The 18,262-nt window shown below is 66.6% G+C and carries 5 protein-coding genes, 1 tRNA gene and 3 rRNA genes; 8 read left to right on the forward strand and 1 reads right to left on the reverse strand.

Going from position 1 to position 18,262, the window contains the following annotated elements:
• Positions 1–25 precede the first annotated feature (25 nt).
• The 7 genes from dapA (at position 26) to OIE12_RS24610 (ending at position 9,372) form a co-directional block, all read left to right on the forward strand.
• Positions 26–925: a 4-hydroxy-tetrahydrodipicolinate synthase gene (gene dapA, locus OIE12_RS24580; protein WP_030381283.1), complete on the forward strand. Its 900-nt coding sequence runs from the start codon at positions 26–28 to the stop codon at positions 923–925.
• 142 nt (positions 926–1,067) lie between these two features.
• Entirely contained in the window at positions 1,068–2,753 is a 1,686-nt protein-coding gene (locus tag OIE12_RS24585; protein ID WP_329138805.1) for a ribonuclease J, read from the forward strand.
• Positions 2,754–3,262: 509 nt separating this feature from the next.
• Positions 3,263–4,787: ribosomal RNA gene (locus tag OIE12_RS24590) — 16S ribosomal RNA — on the forward strand.
• 313 nt (positions 4,788–5,100) lie between these two features.
• Positions 5,101–8,223 (forward strand): 23S ribosomal RNA (locus OIE12_RS24595).
• A gap of 87 nt (positions 8,224–8,310) precedes the next feature.
• A 5S ribosomal RNA gene (rrf, locus tag OIE12_RS24600) occupies positions 8,311–8,427 on the forward strand.
• Together the 16S, 23S and 5S rRNA genes form the textbook arrangement of a ribosomal RNA operon.
• A gap of 114 nt (positions 8,428–8,541) precedes the next feature.
• Positions 8,542–9,204, forward strand: a complete 663-nt coding sequence (locus OIE12_RS24605) for a DegT/DnrJ/EryC1/StrS family aminotransferase (RefSeq protein ID WP_329142181.1) — start codon at positions 8,542–8,544, stop codon at positions 9,202–9,204.
• A gap of 95 nt (positions 9,205–9,299) precedes the next feature.
• A tRNA-Thr gene (locus tag OIE12_RS24610) sits at positions 9,300–9,372 on the forward strand.
• A gap of 86 nt (positions 9,373–9,458) precedes the next feature.
• Here OIE12_RS24610 and OIE12_RS24615 read toward each other — a convergent pair.
• Positions 9,459–12,116 carry a SpoIIE family protein phosphatase gene (locus tag OIE12_RS24615; protein ID WP_329138806.1) on the reverse strand — a complete coding sequence of 886 codons (2,658 nt, stop codon included), beginning with the start codon at positions 12,114–12,116 and terminating at the stop codon, positions 9,459–9,461.
• Between the two features lie 469 nt (positions 12,117–12,585).
• Here OIE12_RS24615 and OIE12_RS24620 point away from each other — a divergent pair, with 469 nt between their 5' ends.
• The gene (locus OIE12_RS24620; RefSeq protein ID WP_329138808.1) at positions 12,586–18,132 is read left to right on the forward strand and encodes a HAMP domain-containing protein; all 5,547 of its coding nucleotides are present in this window, start codon (positions 12,586–12,588) and stop codon (positions 18,130–18,132) included.
• The last annotated feature ends 130 nt before the right edge of the window (positions 18,133–18,262 follow it).

An 18,262-nucleotide genomic window follows, 5' to 3' on the forward strand; every position in this document is an offset into this window, starting at 1 on the left:
CTGAGCAACGAGTAGCGTGTTACCCATGGCTCCGACCTCGACTCCGCAGACCCCCTTCGGGCGGGTCCTCACCGCCATGGTCACGCCCTTCACGGCGGACGGCGCACTCGACCTCGACGGCGCGCAGCGACTCGCCACCCACCTGGTGGACGCAGGCAACGACGGCCTGGTCGTCAACGGCACCACCGGCGAGTCGCCGACCACGAGCGACGCGGAGAAAAGGGATCTCGTACGGGCCGTGGCGGAGGCCGTCGGAGACCGCGCCCACGTCGTGGCCGGAGTCGGCACCAACGACACCCACCACAGCATCGAGCTGGCCCGCGCCGCCGAGCAGGCCGGCGCGCACGGCCTGCTCACCGTGACGCCGTACTACAACAAGCCCCCTCAGGAGGGTTTGTACCGGCACTTCGCGGCCATCGCGGACGCCACCGGCCTGCCGGTCATGCTGTACGACATCCCCGGCCGCAGCGGCGTCCCGATCAGCACCGAGACGATCGTCCGCCTGGCCGAGCACCCCAGGATCGTCGCCAACAAGGACGCCAAGGGCGACCTCGGCCGGGCCGGCTGGGCCATCGCCCGCTCCGGACTCGCCTGGTACTCCGGCGACGACATGCTCAACCTCCCCCTGCTCTCCGTCGGCGCGGTCGGCTTCGTCTCGGTCGTCGGCCATGTCGTCACCCCGGAGCTGCGTACCCTCGTCGAGGCGTACACCGCCGGTGACGTCCAGAAGGCGCTCGAGATCCACCAGAAGCTGCTTCCGGTCTTCACCGGCATGTTCCGCACCCAGGGAGTGATGACCACCAAGGCCGCGCTCGCCCTCCAGGGCCTGCCCGCGGGGCCGCTGCGCGCGCCCATGGTGGAACTCACCCCCGAGGAGACCGCCCAGCTCAAGATCGATCTTGCTGCCGGCGGGGTACAGCTCTGACAACGGACTTCACAACTGAAGAGGCAGGACGCCCCGGAACCGGTGCGTGCCTGCGAACCCACACCACGACAACTGCTTTTGCACGAACGTCATGCGCGCCACGTGCCCCCAGGTACGTGGCGCGCATGGTGAGGAGAGTCTTTTGAGTCATCCGCACCCTGAACTCGGCCCGCCGTCGCCCCTTCCCGAGGGCGGCCTGCGGGTCACCCCGCTCGGCGGCCTCGGCGAAATTGGCCGGAACATGACCGTGTTCGAATACGGCGGCCGCCTGTTGATCGTCGACTGCGGAGTGCTCTTCCCCGAGGAGGAGCAGCCCGGAATCGACCTGATCCTGCCGGACTTCACGTCCATCCGTAACCGCCTCGACGACATCGAGGGCATCGTCCTCACCCATGGTCACGAGGACCACATCGGCGGCGTGCCCTTCCTGCTGCGCGAGAAGCCGGACATCCCGCTGATCGGTTCCAAGCTGACCCTCGCCCTGATCGAGGCCAAGCTCCAGGAGCACCGCATCCGGCCCTACACCCTCGAGGTGGCCGAGGGACACCGGGAGCGCGTCGGCCCGTTCGACTGCGAGTTCGTCGCCGTCAACCACTCCATCCCGGACGCCCTCGCGGTCGCCATCCGCACCCCGGCCGGCATGGTGGTCCACACCGGCGACTTCAAGATGGACCAGCTCCCGCTGGACAACCGCCTCACGGACCTGCACGCGTTCGCGCGGCTCAGCGAGGAGGGCATCGACCTGCTCCTCGCCGACTCCACCAACGCCGAGGTCCCCGGGTTCACCCCGCACGAGCGCGACATCTCCAGCGTCCTGCGCCAGGTCTTCGCCGGTGCGCGCAAGCGGATCATCGTGGCGAGCTTCGCCAGCCACGTCCACCGCATCCAGCAGATCCTGGACGCCGCCCACGAGTACGGGCGCCGGGTGGCCTTCGTCGGCCGCTCCATGGTCCGCAACATGGGCATCGCCCGGGACCTCGGCTACCTAAAGGTGCCGGCCGGTCTCGTCGTCGACGTGAAGACCCTCGACGACCTCCCGGACCACGAGGTCGTACTGGTCTGTACGGGCTCCCAGGGCGAGCCGATGGCGGCACTGTCGCGCATGGCCAACCGGGACCACCAGATCCGGATCGTCCAGGGCGACACGGTGATCCTGGCCTCGTCCCTCATCCCGGGCAACGAAAACGCGGTGTACCGCGTGATCAACGGCCTGACCCGGTGGGGTGCCAATGTCGTCCACAAGGGCAACGCCAAGGTCCACGTGTCAGGACACGCCTCGGCCGGCGAGCTGCTGTACTTCTACAACATCTGCCGGCCCAGGAACCTGATGCCGGTCCACGGCGAATGGCGTCACCTGCGGGCCAACGCCGAGCTGGGCGCGCTGACCGGTGTCCCGCACGACCGCATCGTCATCGCCGAGGACGGCGTCGTCGTCGACCTCGTCGGCGGCAAGGCGAAGATCTCCGGCAAGGTCCAGGCCGGGTACGTCTACGTGGACGGGCTCTCCGTCGGCGACGTCGGCGAACCCGCGCTCAAGGACCGCAGGATCCTCGGCGACGAGGGCATCATCTCCGTCTTCGTGGTGATGGACTCGTCCACCGGCAAGATCACCGGTGGTCCGCACGTCCAGGCCCGCGGCTCCGGCATCGAGGACTCCGCGTTCGCCGCCGTCCTGCCGAAGATCACGGAGACGCTCGAACGATCGGCCCAGGACGGCGTCGTGGAACCGCACCAGTTGCAGCAGCTCATCCGCCGCACACTGGGGAAGTGGGTCTCCGACACCTACCGGCGCCGGCCGATGATCCTGCCGGTCGTCGTGGAGGTCTGACGCCACGTCATACGGCTGAACTCGGAGCGGGCGGCCTCGATTTGCATCGAGGCCGCCCGCTCCAGTAGGTTTGCGGCTCCGCCACAGGGGGAACCCGGCACACTCGGTGTGCTGGAGGAAGCCTCCAGGGGGCGGAAAAACCGACTCAGAACCTCTGATAAAGTCGGAACCGCCGGAAAGGAAAGCGCTCGGAAGAGCGAAGTCCTGGAAAGCACCGAGGAAATCGGACAGTGAAAGCGTCTGATAGAGTCGGAAACGCAAGACCGAAGGGAAGCGCCCGGAGGAAAGCCTGAGAGAGTCTCTCGGGTGAGTACGAAGGAAGCGTCCGTTTCTTGAGAACTCAACAGCGTGCCAAAAGTCAACGCCAGATATGTTGATACCCCGTCTCCAGCATCTGCTGGGGCGAGGTTCCTTTGGAATAAACACAGCGAGGACGCTGTGAACGGCTGGGCTTATTCCGCCTGGCTGTTCCGCTCTCGTGATGTGTGTCCGGGGTATCCCGGCAAGCATTCACGGAGAGTTTGATCCTGGCTCAGGACGAACGCTGGCGGCGTGCTTAACACATGCAAGTCGAACGATGAACCACTTCGGTGGGGATTAGTGGCGAACGGGTGAGTAACACGTGGGCAATCTGCCCTGCACTCTGGGACAAGCCCTGGAAACGGGGTCTAATACCGGATACAACCACTGACCGCATGGTCGGGTGGTGGAAAGCTCCGGCGGTGCAGGATGAGCCCGCGGCCTATCAGCTTGTTGGTGAGGTAGTGGCTCACCAAGGCGACGACGGGTAGCCGGCCTGAGAGGGCGACCGGCCACACTGGGACTGAGACACGGCCCAGACTCCTACGGGAGGCAGCAGTGGGGAATATTGCACAATGGGCGAAAGCCTGATGCAGCGACGCCGCGTGAGGGATGACGGCCTTCGGGTTGTAAACCTCTTTCAGCAGGGAAGAAGCGAAAGTGACGGTACCTGCAGAAGAAGCGCCGGCTAACTACGTGCCAGCAGCCGCGGTAATACGTAGGGCGCAAGCGTTGTCCGGAATTATTGGGCGTAAAGAGCTCGTAGGCGGCTTGTCGCGTCGGTTGTGAAAGCCCGGGGCTTAACCCCGGGTCTGCAGTCGATACGGGCAGGCTAGAGTTCGGTAGGGGAGATCGGAATTCCTGGTGTAGCGGTGAAATGCGCAGATATCAGGAGGAACACCGGTGGCGAAGGCGGATCTCTGGGCCGATACTGACGCTGAGGAGCGAAAGCGTGGGGAGCGAACAGGATTAGATACCCTGGTAGTCCACGCCGTAAACGGTGGGCACTAGGTGTGGGCAACATTCCACGTTGTCCGTGCCGCAGCTAACGCATTAAGTGCCCCGCCTGGGGAGTACGGCCGCAAGGCTAAAACTCAAAGGAATTGACGGGGGCCCGCACAAGCGGCGGAGCATGTGGCTTAATTCGACGCAACGCGAAGAACCTTACCAAGGCTTGACATACACCGGTAACGTCCAGAGATGGGCGCCCCCTTGTGGTCGGTGTACAGGTGGTGCATGGCTGTCGTCAGCTCGTGTCGTGAGATGTTGGGTTAAGTCCCGCAACGAGCGCAACCCTTGTCCCGTGTTGCCAGCAGGCCCTTGTGGTGCTGGGGACTCACGGGAGACCGCCGGGGTCAACTCGGAGGAAGGTGGGGACGACGTCAAGTCATCATGCCCCTTATGTCTTGGGCTGCACACGTGCTACAATGGCCGGTACAATGAGCTGCGATACCGTGAGGTGGAGCGAATCTCAAAAAGCCGGTCTCAGTTCGGATTGGGGTCTGCAACTCGACCCCATGAAGTCGGAGTCGCTAGTAATCGCAGATCAGCATTGCTGCGGTGAATACGTTCCCGGGCCTTGTACACACCGCCCGTCACGTCACGAAAGTCGGTAACACCCGAAGCCCGTGGCCCAACCCGCAAGGGAGGGAGCGGTCGAAGGTGGGACTGGCGATTGGGACGAAGTCGTAACAAGGTAGCCGTACCGGAAGGTGCGGCTGGATCACCTCCTTTCTAAGGAGCATCTAGGCTGCCAAGCTTGCTTGGTGGTCCAGAGCCACTACGCCGGCGAATGTCCGGCGGTGGTCAGCTCATGGGTGGAACGTTGACTACTCGGCACACTTGACCAGCTTGTCTTCCTAGTACTGCTTCGGCGTGGAACGGAAGAGGAGTGGTGAGGGTGTCGGGCACGCTGTTGGGTGTCTGAGGGCACGGCCGTGAGGCTGGGTCTTCGGGATGCTGGCCCCAGTGCACTCGGGATGTTGTTCCCGGGGTGATGGGTGGTTGGTCGTTGTTTGAGAACTGCACAGTGGACGCGAGCATCTGTGGCCAAGTTTTTAAGGGCGCACGGTGGATGCCTTGGCACCAGGAACCGATGAAGGACGTGGGAGGCCGCGATAGGCCCCGGGGAGTCGTCAACCAGGCTTTGATCCGGGGGTGTCCGAATGGGGAAACCCGGCAGTCGTCATGGGCTGTCACCCGCTGCTGAACACATAGGCAGTGTGGAGGGAACGCGGGGAAGTGAAACATCTCAGTACCCGCAGGAAGAGAAAACAACCGTGATTCCGGGAGTAGTGGCGAGCGAAACCGGATGAGGCCAAACCTTCGACGTGTGAGACCCGGCAGGGGTTGCGTCGTGGGGGTTGTGGGTTCTTTCTTCTGTCGTCTGCCGGCGACAGGACGAGTCAGAAACCGTTGATGTAGGCGAAGGACATGCGAAAGGTCCGGCGTAGAGGGTAAGACCCCCGTAGTCGAAACGTCAGCGGCTCGTTTGGAAGATACCCAAGTAGCACGGGGCCCGAGAAATCCCGTGTGAATCTGGCGGGACCACCCGCTAAGCCTAAATATTCCCTGGTGACCGATAGCGGATAGTACCGTGAGGGAATGGTGAAAAGTACCGCGGGAGCGGAGTGAAATAGTACCTGAAACCGTGTGCCTACAAGCCGTGGGAGCGTCGGACATCAGCTTGCTGGTGTCTCGTGACTGCGTGCCTTTTGAAGAATGAGCCTGCGAGTTTGCGGTGTGTTGCGAGGTTAACCCGGGTGGGGTAGCCGTAGCGAAAGCGAGTCCGAAGAGGGCGTTTTTAGTAGCACGCTCAAGACCCGAAGCGGAGTGATCTAGCCATGGGCAGGTTGAAGCGGCTGTAAGAGGTCGTGGAGGACCGAACCCACCAGGGTTGAAAACCTGGGGGATGACCTGTGGTTAGGGGTGAAAGGCCAATCAAACTCCGTGATAGCTGGTTCTCCCCGAAATGCATTTAGGTGCAGCGTCGTGTGTTTCTTGCCGGAGGTAGAGCACTGGATAGGCGATGGGCCCTACCGGGTTACTGACCTTAGCCAAACTCCGAATGCCGGTAAGTGAGAGCGCGGCAGTGAGACTGTGGGGGATAAGCTCCATGGTCGAGAGGGAAACAGCCCAGAGCATCGACTAAGGCCCCTAAGCGTACGCTAAGTGGGAAAGGATGTGGAGTCGCAGAGACAACCAGGAGGTTGGCTTAGAAGCAGCCACCCTTGAAAGAGTGCGTAATAGCTCACTGGTCTAGTGATTCCGCGCCGACAATGTAGCGGGGCTCAAGCGTACCGCCGAAGTCGTGTCAATCCAGCAATACGGCCAACGCCGGCTGGGTTGGGTAGGGGAGCGTCGTCTGCCGGGTGAAGCAGCACCGGAAGGTAGTTGTGGACGGTTGACGAGTGAGAATGCAGGCATGAGTAGCGATTCACACGTGGGAAACGTGTGCGCCGATTGACTAAGGGTTCCTGGGTCAAGCTGATCTGCCCAGGGTAAGTCGGGACCTAAGGCGAGGCCGACAGGCGTAGTCGATGGATAACCGGTTGATATTCCGGTACCCGCTGTGGAGCGTCAAACATCGAGCATCGTGATGCTAAGGCCGTGAAGCCGCCGGGTGCGTCTTCGGACAATCTCGGAGTGGTGGAGCCGCCGGCCCAAGCGGTTAGTAGGTGAGTGATGGGGTGACGCAGGAAGGTAGTCCATCCCGGGCGGTGGTTGTCCCGGGGTAAGGGTGTAGGCCGGACGGTAGGTAAATCCGCCGTTCATGGGGCTGAGACCTGATGCCGAGCCGATTGTGGTGAAGTGGATGATCCTATGCTGTCGAGAAAAGCCTCTAGCGAGTTTCATGGCGGCCCGTACCCTAAACCGACTCAGGTGGTCTGGTAGAGAATACCGAGGCGTTCGGGTGAACTATGGTTAAGGAACTCGGCAAAATGCCCCCGTAACTTCGGGAGAAGGGGGGCCACACCTGGTGAGAGGACGTGCTCCTTGAGCTGGGGGTGGCCGCAGAGACCAGCGAGAAGCGACTGTTTACTAAAAACACAGGTCCGTGCGAAGCCGTAAGGCGATGTATACGGACTGACGCCTGCCCGGTGCTGGAACGTTAAGGGGACCGGTTAGCTCACTTTCGGGTGGGCGAAGCTGAGAACTTAAGCGCCAGTAAACGGCGGTGGTAACTATAACCATCCTAAGGTAGCGAAATTCCTTGTCGGGTAAGTTCCGACCTGCACGAATGGCGTAACGACTTCTCGACTGTCTCAACCATAGGCCCGGTGAAATTGCACTACGAGTAAAGATGCTCGTTTCGCGCAGCAGGACGGAAAGACCCCGGGACCTTTACTACAGTTTGATATTGGTGTTCGGTTCGGCTTGTGTAGGATAGCTGGGAGACTGTGAACATCGGACGCCAGTTCGGTGGGAGTCGTCGTTGAAATACCAGTCTGGTCGTGCTGGATGTCTAACCTGGGTCCGTGATCCGGATCAGGGACAGTGTCTGATGGGTAGTTTAACTGGGGCGGTTGCCTCCTAAAGGGTAACGGAGGCGCCCAAAGGTTCCCTCAGCCTGGTTGGTAATCAGGTGGTGAGTGTAAGTGCACAAGGGAGCTTGACTGTGAGACCGACGGGTCGAGCAGGGACGAAAGTCGGGACTAGTGATCCGGCGGTGGCTTGTGGAAGCGCCGTCGCTCAACGGATAAAAGGTACCCCGGGGATAACAGGCTGATCTTCCCCAAGAGTCCATATCGACGGGATGGTTTGGCACCTCGATGTCGGCTCGTCGCATCCTGGGGCTGGAGTCGGTCCCAAGGGTTGGGCTGTTCGCCCATTAAAGCGGTACGCGAGCTGGGTTTAGAACGTCGTGAGACAGTTCGGTCCCTATCCGCTGCGCGCGTAGGAGTCTTGAGAAGGGCTGTCCCTAGTACGAGAGGACCGGGACGGACGAACCTCTGGTGTGCCAGTTGTTCTGCCAAGGGCATGGCTGGTTGGCTACGTTCGGGAGGGATAACCGCTGAAAGCATCTAAGCGGGAAGCCTGCTTCGAGATGAGGACTCCCACCCACTTGATGGGGTAAGGCTCCCAGTAGACGACTGGGTTGATAGGCCAGATATGGAAGCCGGGTGACCGGTGGAGTTGACTGGTACTAATAGGCCGAGGGCTTGTCCTCAGTTGCTCGCGTCCACTGTGTTGGTTCTGAAACCACGAACAACCGCTGCCATGTGAATGGTGTGCCGGGTTGTGTGTTTCATAGTGTTTCGGTGGTCATAGCGTAGGGGAAACGCCCGGTTACATTCCGAACCCGGAAGCTAAGCCTTACAGCGCCGATGGTACTGCAGGGGGGACCCTGTGGGAGAGTAGGACACCGCCGAACAATTCTTCAGAGAGCGGGTCTCCGAACTTCGGTTCGGGGACCCGCTCTTTTGTGTTTCCCGTCACTTGGCGTTCATCTGGCCCCCGCACGATCGGGGCCATGGGGACTGCTGGAATGCTCAGGGCAGCCGGCGTGTGCGCCGGTGACGAGGTCATCGTGCCGGCGTTCGGCAACGCCGAGCCGGCCGAGGCCGCACTGCTGGCCGGTGCCGTGCCCGTCTTCGCCGACATAGACCCGGACACGTACTGCCTCGACCCCGCCGCCGTGGAGGCGGTGGTGAGCCCGCGGACGGCGGCCGTGGTCGCCGTGCACCGCTTCGGCCACCCGGCGCCGCTCGACACCCTGTACGCGGTCGGCCGAAGGCACGGCCTCCTCGTGCTGGAGCAGGGCGAATCCGAAACGCCGTACGCCGAGTTGGCGCAGCGCAGGGAACGGGCCGCGTATCTCGACCGCCGGTTGCGGGGGGTGCGGACGCCGCAGGGCGGTGCCGCCCACACGTATCAGCAGTACGTGGTCAGGGTGCCCGGGAACGGGCGGCCGGACCGTGACGCCTTCGCGCGTGCGGTGCGTGCCAGGGGCGTCGAATGCCGGGTTCCGGTGAAGACGCCCGTGCACCGCATGCCCGCCTTCCGGCGTGATGTGTATCTGCCGGAAACCGAGCGGGCCGCCGACGAGACGTTGGCGCTGTCGCTCGACGGGGCGTTGACGAAGCGGGATCTGCACCGAATTGTCTCCGCCTGCAACGCGCTCGGCGGGCTCCTCCAGCACGCTTTCTGAGCGCACTGCTCAGCGCGTGCGCGCGGTTGGGAGCAGTCATCTGTTCGGGGTATGATCTCTCTCGTCGCCGCGGGGGAAACCCCGGAAGGCGACAGGCCCCTATAGCTCAGTCGGTAGAGCGTCTCCATGGTAAGGAGAAGGTCAACGGTTCGATTCCGTTTGGGGGCTCGCGCTGAAAGGCAAAAAGGCCCCGCCCGATCGGGCGGGGCCTTTTTGCATGTCCTCTTTGCATGTCCTCTTTGCATGTCCTCGCTTCAGCCCTGGTGCGGCTCGGGTACGCGCATCGCGAGGATCGCCATGTCGTCCGACGGGGCGGCGGAGGCGAAGCGCTCCACCGCGCGCATCACGCGCGCGGCGACGGCCCCGGCGGTCAGGCCCGTGCAGCCGGTGAGGACGTCGGCGAGGCCGTCGTCGCCCAGCATGCGGGTGCCTTCCCTGCGTTCGGTGACGCCGTCCGTGACGCACAGCAGGACATCGCCGGGGTCCAGGGTCACCGTCTCCTCGTACAGCTCCAGGTCGTCCATGACGCCCAGCAGGGGCTGCGGTTCGGCGGCCGGTTCGACCGTGCCGTCCTGGCGGAGGCGGAGTGGCAGGGGGTGGCCGGCGCAGACGACCTTCAGTACCGCGCTTCCGTCCTCCTGCGGCCACAGCTCGCCGTAGAGCAGGGTGAGGAAGCGGCTGCGGGCGCCCTCGTCGAGGATCGCGGAGTTGAGCCGCTCCAGGACCGCCGGGCCGCCGAAGCCCTCGCGGGCCAGCAGCCGCAGGGCGTGCCGGGCCAGGCCCGTGACCGCCGCCGCCTCCGGTCCCGTACCGCACACGTCGCCGATGGCGAAGCCGTAGGCGCCGTCGCGGATGGGGAAGAGGTCGTAGAAGTCGCCGCCGACCTCGTTGCCCTCGCCGGCGGCGCGGTAGATGACCTCGACCTCGACGCCGTCGATGGTGGGCAGCTCCGGCGGCAGGAGGCTGCGCTGGAGGGACTGGCTGATGGCCGTGCGCTCCGAGTACAGGCGGGCGTTGTCCAGGGCCAGGGCGGCCCGGCGGGAGAGGTCCTCGGCGAGTTCCAGGATCTCCTGGCGGAAGTGCTCGTCCGTGGGCTTGCCGAGCGTCAGCATGCCGATGACGCGGTTGCGCGCCACCAGGGGGAGCACCACGGTCTCGCCGCCGACCGCGGAGGCCGTCGCCAATGTCGTACCGACGCCCGAGGTGACCGTCGCCGGTTCGCCGAGGCCCAGGCTGCGCATGGAGGTGCGCAGGGCCGCCTGGTGGGCGGCCTCGGCCGGAGCCGTCCAGACGCGGGCGCCGGGGGTGGGGATGGGCTCGGGCGGCTGGATCTTGGCGAGCAGGGCCTTGAGGCCGTCGATGCGGTCCTCGTCCTCGTGCAGGACGTAGGAGAGGTACGGCTCGGAGGACGGTTCGGCGATGGTGTAGACGGCGCACCAGCTGGCCAGGGTGGGAATGGTCATCTGGGCCATCAGGGCGAGCGTCTGGTCGCGGTCCAGGGTGCCGGCCAGCAGGTCGGAGGCTTCGACGAGGAAGCTCAGTGAGCCGCGGCGCAGGCGTTCGAGTTCGCCGAGGCGGGCGGACTCGACGGCCAGGGCGATGCGGTCGGCGGCGAACTGGAGTCTGAGCGCTTCCTCGTTCGAGTAGCGGGCGGGGGACTCGGCGGCCACGCCGAGGGAGCCGGTGAGGCGGCCCTCGACCTTGAGCGGGACGGTGACCACCGACCGCATGCCCGTACCGCCCAGCAGGGGGACGGCGCCGGGCACGGCGGCGAGGTCGTCGTGGACGGAGGGCATGCGGGCCGAGCCGTAGCGGCCGGGGCCGGCCTCGACGGGGACGCGGGCGAAGCGCTGGCGGGCGGAGGGCAGTCCGGTGGAGGCGCGGACCTCCAGTTCCGTCTCGTCGTCGGTGGCCAGGAGGAGGAAGGCGGCGTCGCCGTCGAGCATGTCGCGGGCGCGTTCGACGGTGCGCTGCAGGAGGCCGTCGAGGTCGTCGGGGGCGGGGGAGCCGATGAAGACCTCGAAGGGGTCGGCGGACTGGCCCTCGGCGGAGGTGGTGGTGTCGGTGCCGGAGTTGCGCAGGGGGGTCTGCAGAACGGCCCGCTCGTGGTCGCGGACCAGGAGGCAGACGGTGGAGGGCTCGCCCGCGGTGTCCCGTACGCGCAGGTGGGAGGCGTAGACGGGGATCACCCGGCCGGTGGTGGCCCGGATGCCGTAGCTGCCCTCCCAGCGGGAGAGCTGGAGGGCCTCGGCGATGCCGGTGCCGGTGCCGGGGGTGTGCGGCCAGGCGGCCAGGTCGGTGAGGGGCTTGCCGATGACCTGTTCGGCGGCGTAGCCGAAGAGTTCCTCGGCGTCCTCGTTCCAGGCGGTGATGGCCGCCGTGCGGTCGATCTGGACCACCGCGACCCGGACCCGGCCGTCGGCGAGGGGGAGCAGGTCGGCGGGGAGCGCCGGGCCGGCGGCGCGGGTGCCGACGGGGCGCTCGGGGAGGTCGAGCTGGAACCAGACCTGCTTGTGGGTGGGGGTGTACTCCACGCCCCAGCGGGTGGCGAGGGCGGCGCAGAGCTGGAGGCCGCGGCCGCCCTCGCGGTCGGGGCTGCCCATGGAGACCGCGGCGCTCTGGACGGGGACCTCGCGGTCGGGGTAGAGGTCGGAGACCTCGACGCGGACGCCGTCCTCGGTGCGCAGGCACAGGACGTCGGCGGAGGTGCCCGCGTGGACGACGGCGTTGGTGACGAGTTCGCTGGTGAGGACCACGGCGTCGTCGACGATGTCGCCGAAGCCCCAGCCCTGGAGGGTGTCGCGGACGAACGACCGGGCGGTCGCCACCGACCGTCCGACGGGCTCGAAGCTGGCGGCCGCGCGCGCGGTGATCACAGCACTCCCCATGTGTCGGCGCCCCCTGGCTCCCATGCCCGATTCCCCGGTTCGATCACTACAGGGTAGTGGGGGCACTGGCTCCGTGTTCAGGGGTATCCCCATGTGGGCACGTCCCTGAACACCTGGGTGGCGCCCAGTGCGCCATCACGCGCCTTCTCGCGCCCCTCGCGCGCCCTCCGGGTGGGGCGGGAGCGCGGGGCGGGGGTGGGGAGGAGGCGTGCGACCTGCGCGGTTCTCGTCCGGCGGGCGGAATCGCCGCTGTCCGGCCGGTGCGGGAGCGGGCCCGCCCGGAGCGGTGTCGGGGGAGTGCCGCCTAGGGTTACGGTCGTGGCCCGTCACCCCGGTGCGCCAGGGTGAAACACTGGGCAGGCTTCCAGGAAGGTCCGTGCACACGGCGAGTGCCTTCCGCGGCACCGGGCAGAAGCACGCGGCAGCCCGGCGGCCGGGTGGCGGCAGCAACCGAGCACGCGGAGTAACGGTCGATCCCTGCGGGAGGGACACAGTGGAGTCTGGCGCAGCGACGCGGAGTGCGAAGACGCGCGCGAAAGGCGGACAGTCCCTGGGCAACGGGCGCTCGCGCGGTGGTACCACCGAGGTGGACACGGCGGCCCTGCACCGGCTGCTGGCCGCGCTCGCGGCCATGCGGGACGGGAACTTCCGCAGGCGGCTGACCGTCACGGGCGACGACGTGATGGCGGAGATCTCCGCCGTCTTCAACGAGGTCGCGGACCGCAATCTGCATCTGACGGGTGAGCTGGCGCGGGTCCGGCGGGTCGTGGGGCGCGAGGGCAAGCTCACGGAGCGGCTGGAGACGGGCGCCTGCGAGGGTTCCTGGGCGACCGCGATCGACAACTCCAACGCGCTCGTCGACGACCTCGTACGGCCCGTCTCCGAGGTCGGCCGGGTGCTCACCGCGGTGGCGGAGGGCGATCTGTCGCCCCGGATGGACCTGCGGACCCCGGCTCCGGAGGGCGGCGGGAACGGTGCGCCGCTGCGGGGCGAGTTCCTGAAGGTGGGCCGCACGGTCAACAACCTGGTCGACCAGTTGTCGACGTTCACCGACGAGGTCACGCGTGTGGCCAGTGAGGTCGGCACGGAGGGCAAGCTGGGCGGACAGGCCCGGGTGCGCGGGATGTCGGGTTCGTGGAAGGACCTGACGGACTCCGTCAACACGATGGCGTACCGGCTGACGGCGCAGGTGCGGGACATCGCGCTGGTGACGACGGCGGTCGCCAAGGGCGATCTGTCGCGCAAGGTCACCGTGCACGTGGCCGGCGAGATGCTGGAGCTGAAGGAGACCGTCAACACGATGGTCGACCAGCTCTCCTCGTTCTCCTCCGAGGTGACGCGGGTCGCGCGCGAGGTCGGCGTCGAGGGCGAGCTCGGCGGTCAGGCGCAGGTGCCGGGTGTGGCCGGGGTGTGGAAGGACCTCACCGATTCGGTGAACCTGATGGCCGGCAATCTGACGGCCCAGGTGCGCGGGATCGCGGAGGTGACCACGGCGGTCGCCAACGGTGACCTGTCGCGGAAGGTGACGGTGAGCGCGCGCGGCGAGGTGGCGCAGCTCGCCGACACGATCAACCAGATGACGCTGACGCTGCGGACCTTCGCCGACGAGGTCACCCGCGTGGCCAACGAGGTGGGCGCCGGGGGGCAGCTGGGCGGCCAGGCGAACGTGCCGGGCGCGGCGGGGACGTGGAAGGACCTGACGGACTCCGTCAACACGGTGTTCCGGAACCTGACGACGCAGGTGCGGGACATCGCCGCGGTGACGACGGCGGTGGCCAGCGGCGATCTGTCGCAGAAGGTGACGGTGGACGTGGCCGGCGAGATGCTGGAGCTGAAGAACACCGTCAACGGGATGGTGGACCAGCTCTCCTCGTTCGGTGCCGAGGTGACGCGGGTCGCGCGCGAGGTCGGCGTCGAGGGCAAGCTGGGTGGTCAGGCGCAGGTGCCGGGGGTCGCCGGAACGTGGAAGGACCTGACGGACTCCGTCAACACGGCGTTCCGCAACCTCACCGGACAGGTGAGGAACATCGCCACGGTGACGACGGCGGTGGCCAACGGTGACCTGTCGCAGAAGGTCACGGTGGACGTGGCCGGCGAGATGCTGGAGCTGAAGAACACCGTCAACACGATGGTGGACCAGCTCTCCTCCTTCGCCGACCAGGTGACGCGAATGGCCCGGGACGTGGGCACCGAGGGGCGCCTCGGCGGTCAGGCGCGCGTGGACGGCGTGTCGGGCACCTGGAAGGAGCTGACGGACTCCGTCAACTTCATGGCGGGCAATCTGACCTCCCAGGTGCGGCAGATCGCCCAGGTGACGACGGCGGTGGCGCGCGGTGATCTGTCGCAGAAGATCGACGTGGACGCGCGCGGGGAGATCCTCGAGCTGAAGAACACCATCAACACGATGGTGGACCAGCTGTCCGCCTTCGCCGACCAGGTGACCCGGGTGGCCCGTGAGGTGGGCACCGAGGGCCGCCTGGGCGGGCAGGCGCAGGTCCCCGGCGTCGCAGGCGTGTGGCGGGACCTCACCGACTCCGTGAACGGCATGGCGGGCAACCTCACCGCCCAGGTGCGCAACATCGCGCAGGTCGCCACCGCCGTGGCGCGCGGTGATCTGTCGCAGAAGATCGACGTGGACGCGCGCGGGGAGATCCTCGAGCTCAAGAACACGCTGAACACGATGGTCGACCAGCTCTCCAACTTCGCCGAGCAGGTCACCAGGGTGGCCCGTGAGGTGGGCACCGAGGGCATTCTGGGCGGCCAGGCGGAGGTGCAGGGGGTCTCCGGCACCTGGAAGGACCTCACCCAGTCCGTCAACTTCATGGCGAACAACCTCACCATCCAGGTGAGGAACATCGCCGAGGTGACGACGGCGGTCGCCAAGGGCGATCTGTCGAAGAAGATCACCGTCGACGCCAAGGGCGAGATCCTGGAGCTCGTCACCACCGTCAACACGATGGTCGACCAGCTGTCCTCGTTCGCCGAGCAGGTGACGCGGGTGGCGCGCGAGGTGGGCACCGAGGGCATCCTCGGTGGCCAGGCCCACGTGCCCGGGGTCACCGGCATCTGGAAGGACCTCAGCGGCAACGTCAACCTGATGGCCAACAACCTGACCGTGCAGGTGCGCAACATCTCCCAGGTCGCGGCGGCCGTCGCCAACGGCGATCTGACCCGCACGGTGAAGATCGAGGCGCGTGGCGAGGTCGCCCAGCTCGCCGACACCTTCAACACGATGGTGAAGACGCTGAGCTCGTTCGCCGACCAGGTCACCAAGGTGGCCCGCGAGGTGGGCACGGACGGCATCCTGGGCGGGCAGGCGCGGGTGCCGGGCGTGGCGGGCACCTGGAAGGACCTCACCGAGTCGGTGAACCAGATGGCGTCCAACCTGACCGGTCAGGTGCGCAACATCGCCATGGTCACCACCGCCATCGCCAAGGGCGACCTCACCAAGAAGATCGACATCGATGCCCGCGGCGAGATCCTCGAGCTGAAGACGACCATCAACACGATGGTCGACCAGCTCTCCTCGTTCGCCGACGAGGTCACCAGGGTGGCCCGCGAGGTGGGCACCGAGGGGCAGCTGGGCGCCCAGGCGCGGGTGCGGGACGTCGACGGCACCTGGCGGGACCTGACCGAGTCGGTGAACGAGATGGCCGGGAACCTGACCCGGCAGGTGCGTGCCATCGCGCGCGTGGCCACCGCGGTGACCCGGGGCGACCTCAACCTGAAGATCGACGTGGACGCCTCCGGTGAGATCCAGGAACTTCAGGACTACATCAACAAGATGATCGCCAACCTGCGCGACACCACGATCGCCAACAAGGAGCAGGACTGGCTCAAGGGCAACCTGGCGCGCATCTCCGCCCTCATGCAGGGCCGCCGCGACCTGGAGGACGTCGCCTCCCTCATCATGAGCGAGCTGCCGCCCCTGGTCGCCGCGCAGCACGGCGCGTTCTTCCTGGGGATGCCGCTGGTCGACGGCGCGGACGCCCGGGACGCGCGCGACATCAGGGACGCCAAGGAGCTCGAGGCCGGCACCAGCGACGCGTACGAACTGCGGATGCTCGGCTCGTACGGCTATTCGATGGGCTCCATGCCGACGTCGTTCCGGCCCGGTGAGGCGCTCATCGGGACCGCCGCCCAGGAGAAGCGCACGATCCTCGTGGAGAACGCGCCCAGCGGCTACCTGAAGATCTCCTCCGGGCTCGGCGACGCCCCGCCCGCGCAGGTCATCGTGTTGCCGGTGCTGTTCGAGGGAACCGTGCTCGGGGTGATCGAGCTGGCGTCCTTCACGAAGTTCACCGAGATCCAGCGCGACTTCCTCAACCAGATCGCCGAGATGATCGCGACCAGCGTCAACACCATCTCCGTCAACACCAAGACCGAAGTGCTGCTGAAGCAGTCCCAGGAGCTGACCGAGCAGCTGCGCGAGCGGTCGGAGGAACTGGAGCAACGGCAGAAGGCGTTGCAGGCGTCCAACGCCGAACTGGAGGAGAAGGCCGAACTGCTGGCGCGGCAGAACCGCGACATCGAGGTGAAGAACACCGAGATCGAGGAGGCCCGGCAGGTGCTGGAGGAGCGCGCCGAGCAGCTCGCGGTCTCCATGCGCTACAAGAGCGAGTTCCTGGCCAACATGTCGCACGAGCTGCGCACGCCGCTCAACTCGCTGCTGATCCTGGCCAAGCTGCTCGCCGACAACGCCGAGGGCAACCTCTCGCCGAAGCAGGTGGAGTTCGCCGAGACCATCCACGGCGCCGGCTCGGACCTGCTGCAACTGATCAACGACATCCTGGACCTGTCGAAGGTCGAGGCGGGCAAGATGGACGTCTCCCCGACGCGCATCGCGCTCGTCCAGCTCGTCGACTACGTGGAGGCCACCTTCCGGCCGCTGACCGCGGAGAAGGGCCTGGACTTCTCCGTACGGGTCTCCCCGGAGCTGCCCGCCACGCTGCACACCGACGAGCAGCGGCTGCTGCAGGTGCTGCGCAACCTGCTGTCGAACGCGGTGAAGTTCACCGACTCCGGAGCGGTCGAGCTGGTGATCCGCCCGGCCGGCCAGGACGTGCCCCAGGCGATCCGGGAGCAGCTCCTGGAGGCCGGTTCGCTGGCCGACCCGGAGGCCGACATGATCGCGTTCTCCGTCACCGACACCGGCATCGGGATCGCGGCCAGCAAGATGCGCGTCATCTTCGAGGCGTTCAAGCAGGCGGACGGCACCACCAGCCGCAAGTACGGCGGCACGGGGCTCGGACTGTCCATCTCCCGCGAGATCGCCCGGCTGCTCGGCGGCGAGATCCACGCGCAGAGCGAACCGGGGCGCGGCTCCACCTTCACGCTGTACCTGCCGCTGCACCCGAGCGAGCTGCCGCCCCAGGGGTACGCGCAGCTCGCGCCCGCCATGGAACCCGGCGAGCTGCTCGCCTCCGAGGCGGGACAGGCCGCGGGCGCCGCGGCCCCCACCGGGGCGCCGGCCGGACCGCGGCCGCAGGAGGCGCCCAACGGCACCGCCGGCCTCTTCCGGCGCCGCCGTGCGGCGGCGGAGCAGGAGCGCGCCGCCGCGCTGCCCGCGGAGCGCGGCCAGGCCCTGGAGAGGGGCTCCCAGGGGTTCGGAACCGTTGCGGAGGAACCGGATGCGGGGTCGCGGCCGGGTCCGGTCGTGCGGTTCGACGGCGAGAAGGTGCTGATCGTCGACGACGACATCCGCAACGTCTTCGCGCTCACCAGCGTCCTGGAGCAGCACGGGCTGTCGGTGCTGTACGCGGAGAACGGGCGCGAGGGCATCGAGGTCCTGGAGCAGCACGACGACGTGGCGGTCGTCCTGATGGACATCATGATGCCGGAGATGGACGGCTACGCGACGACCACCGCGATCCGCCGGATGCCGCAGTTCGCCGGGCTGCCGATCGTCGCCCTCACGGCGAAGGCGATGAAGGGAGACCGGGAGAAGGCCATCGAGTCGGGCGCCTCGGACTACGTCACCAAGCCGGTCGACCCCGATCACCTGCTGTCGGTGATGAACCAGTGGATGCACGAGGAATGACGAAGGAGTGACGCGAGGGGCGGCGGTGGCGGTGCGCGGAGCGTGACGGCAGTGACCCGCGGGGCGGCGGTGCCGTGCGCGGGGAGGTGCGGACACGAGATGTTCACCGTTCCCCGCTGACGGACTGTGG

It is taken from the genome of Streptomyces sp. NBC_00670 (assembly GCF_036226765.1).
GTDB lineage: Bacteria > Actinomycetota > Actinomycetes > Streptomycetales > Streptomycetaceae > Streptomyces.

Bases quoted from the DNA above. Each gene is read 5' to 3' on its own strand.
- dapA (WP_030381283.1), top strand. From the start codon at position 26: ATGGCTCCGACCTCGACTCCGCAGACCCCCTTCGGGCGGGTCCTCACC.
- OIE12_RS24605 (WP_329142181.1), top strand. From the start codon at position 8,542: ATGCTCAGGGCAGCCGGCGTGTGCGCCGGTGACGAGGTCATCGTGCCG.
- OIE12_RS24615 (WP_329138806.1), bottom strand. From the start codon at position 12,116: ATGGGAGCCAGGGGGCGCCGACACATGGGGAGTGCTGTGATCACCGCG.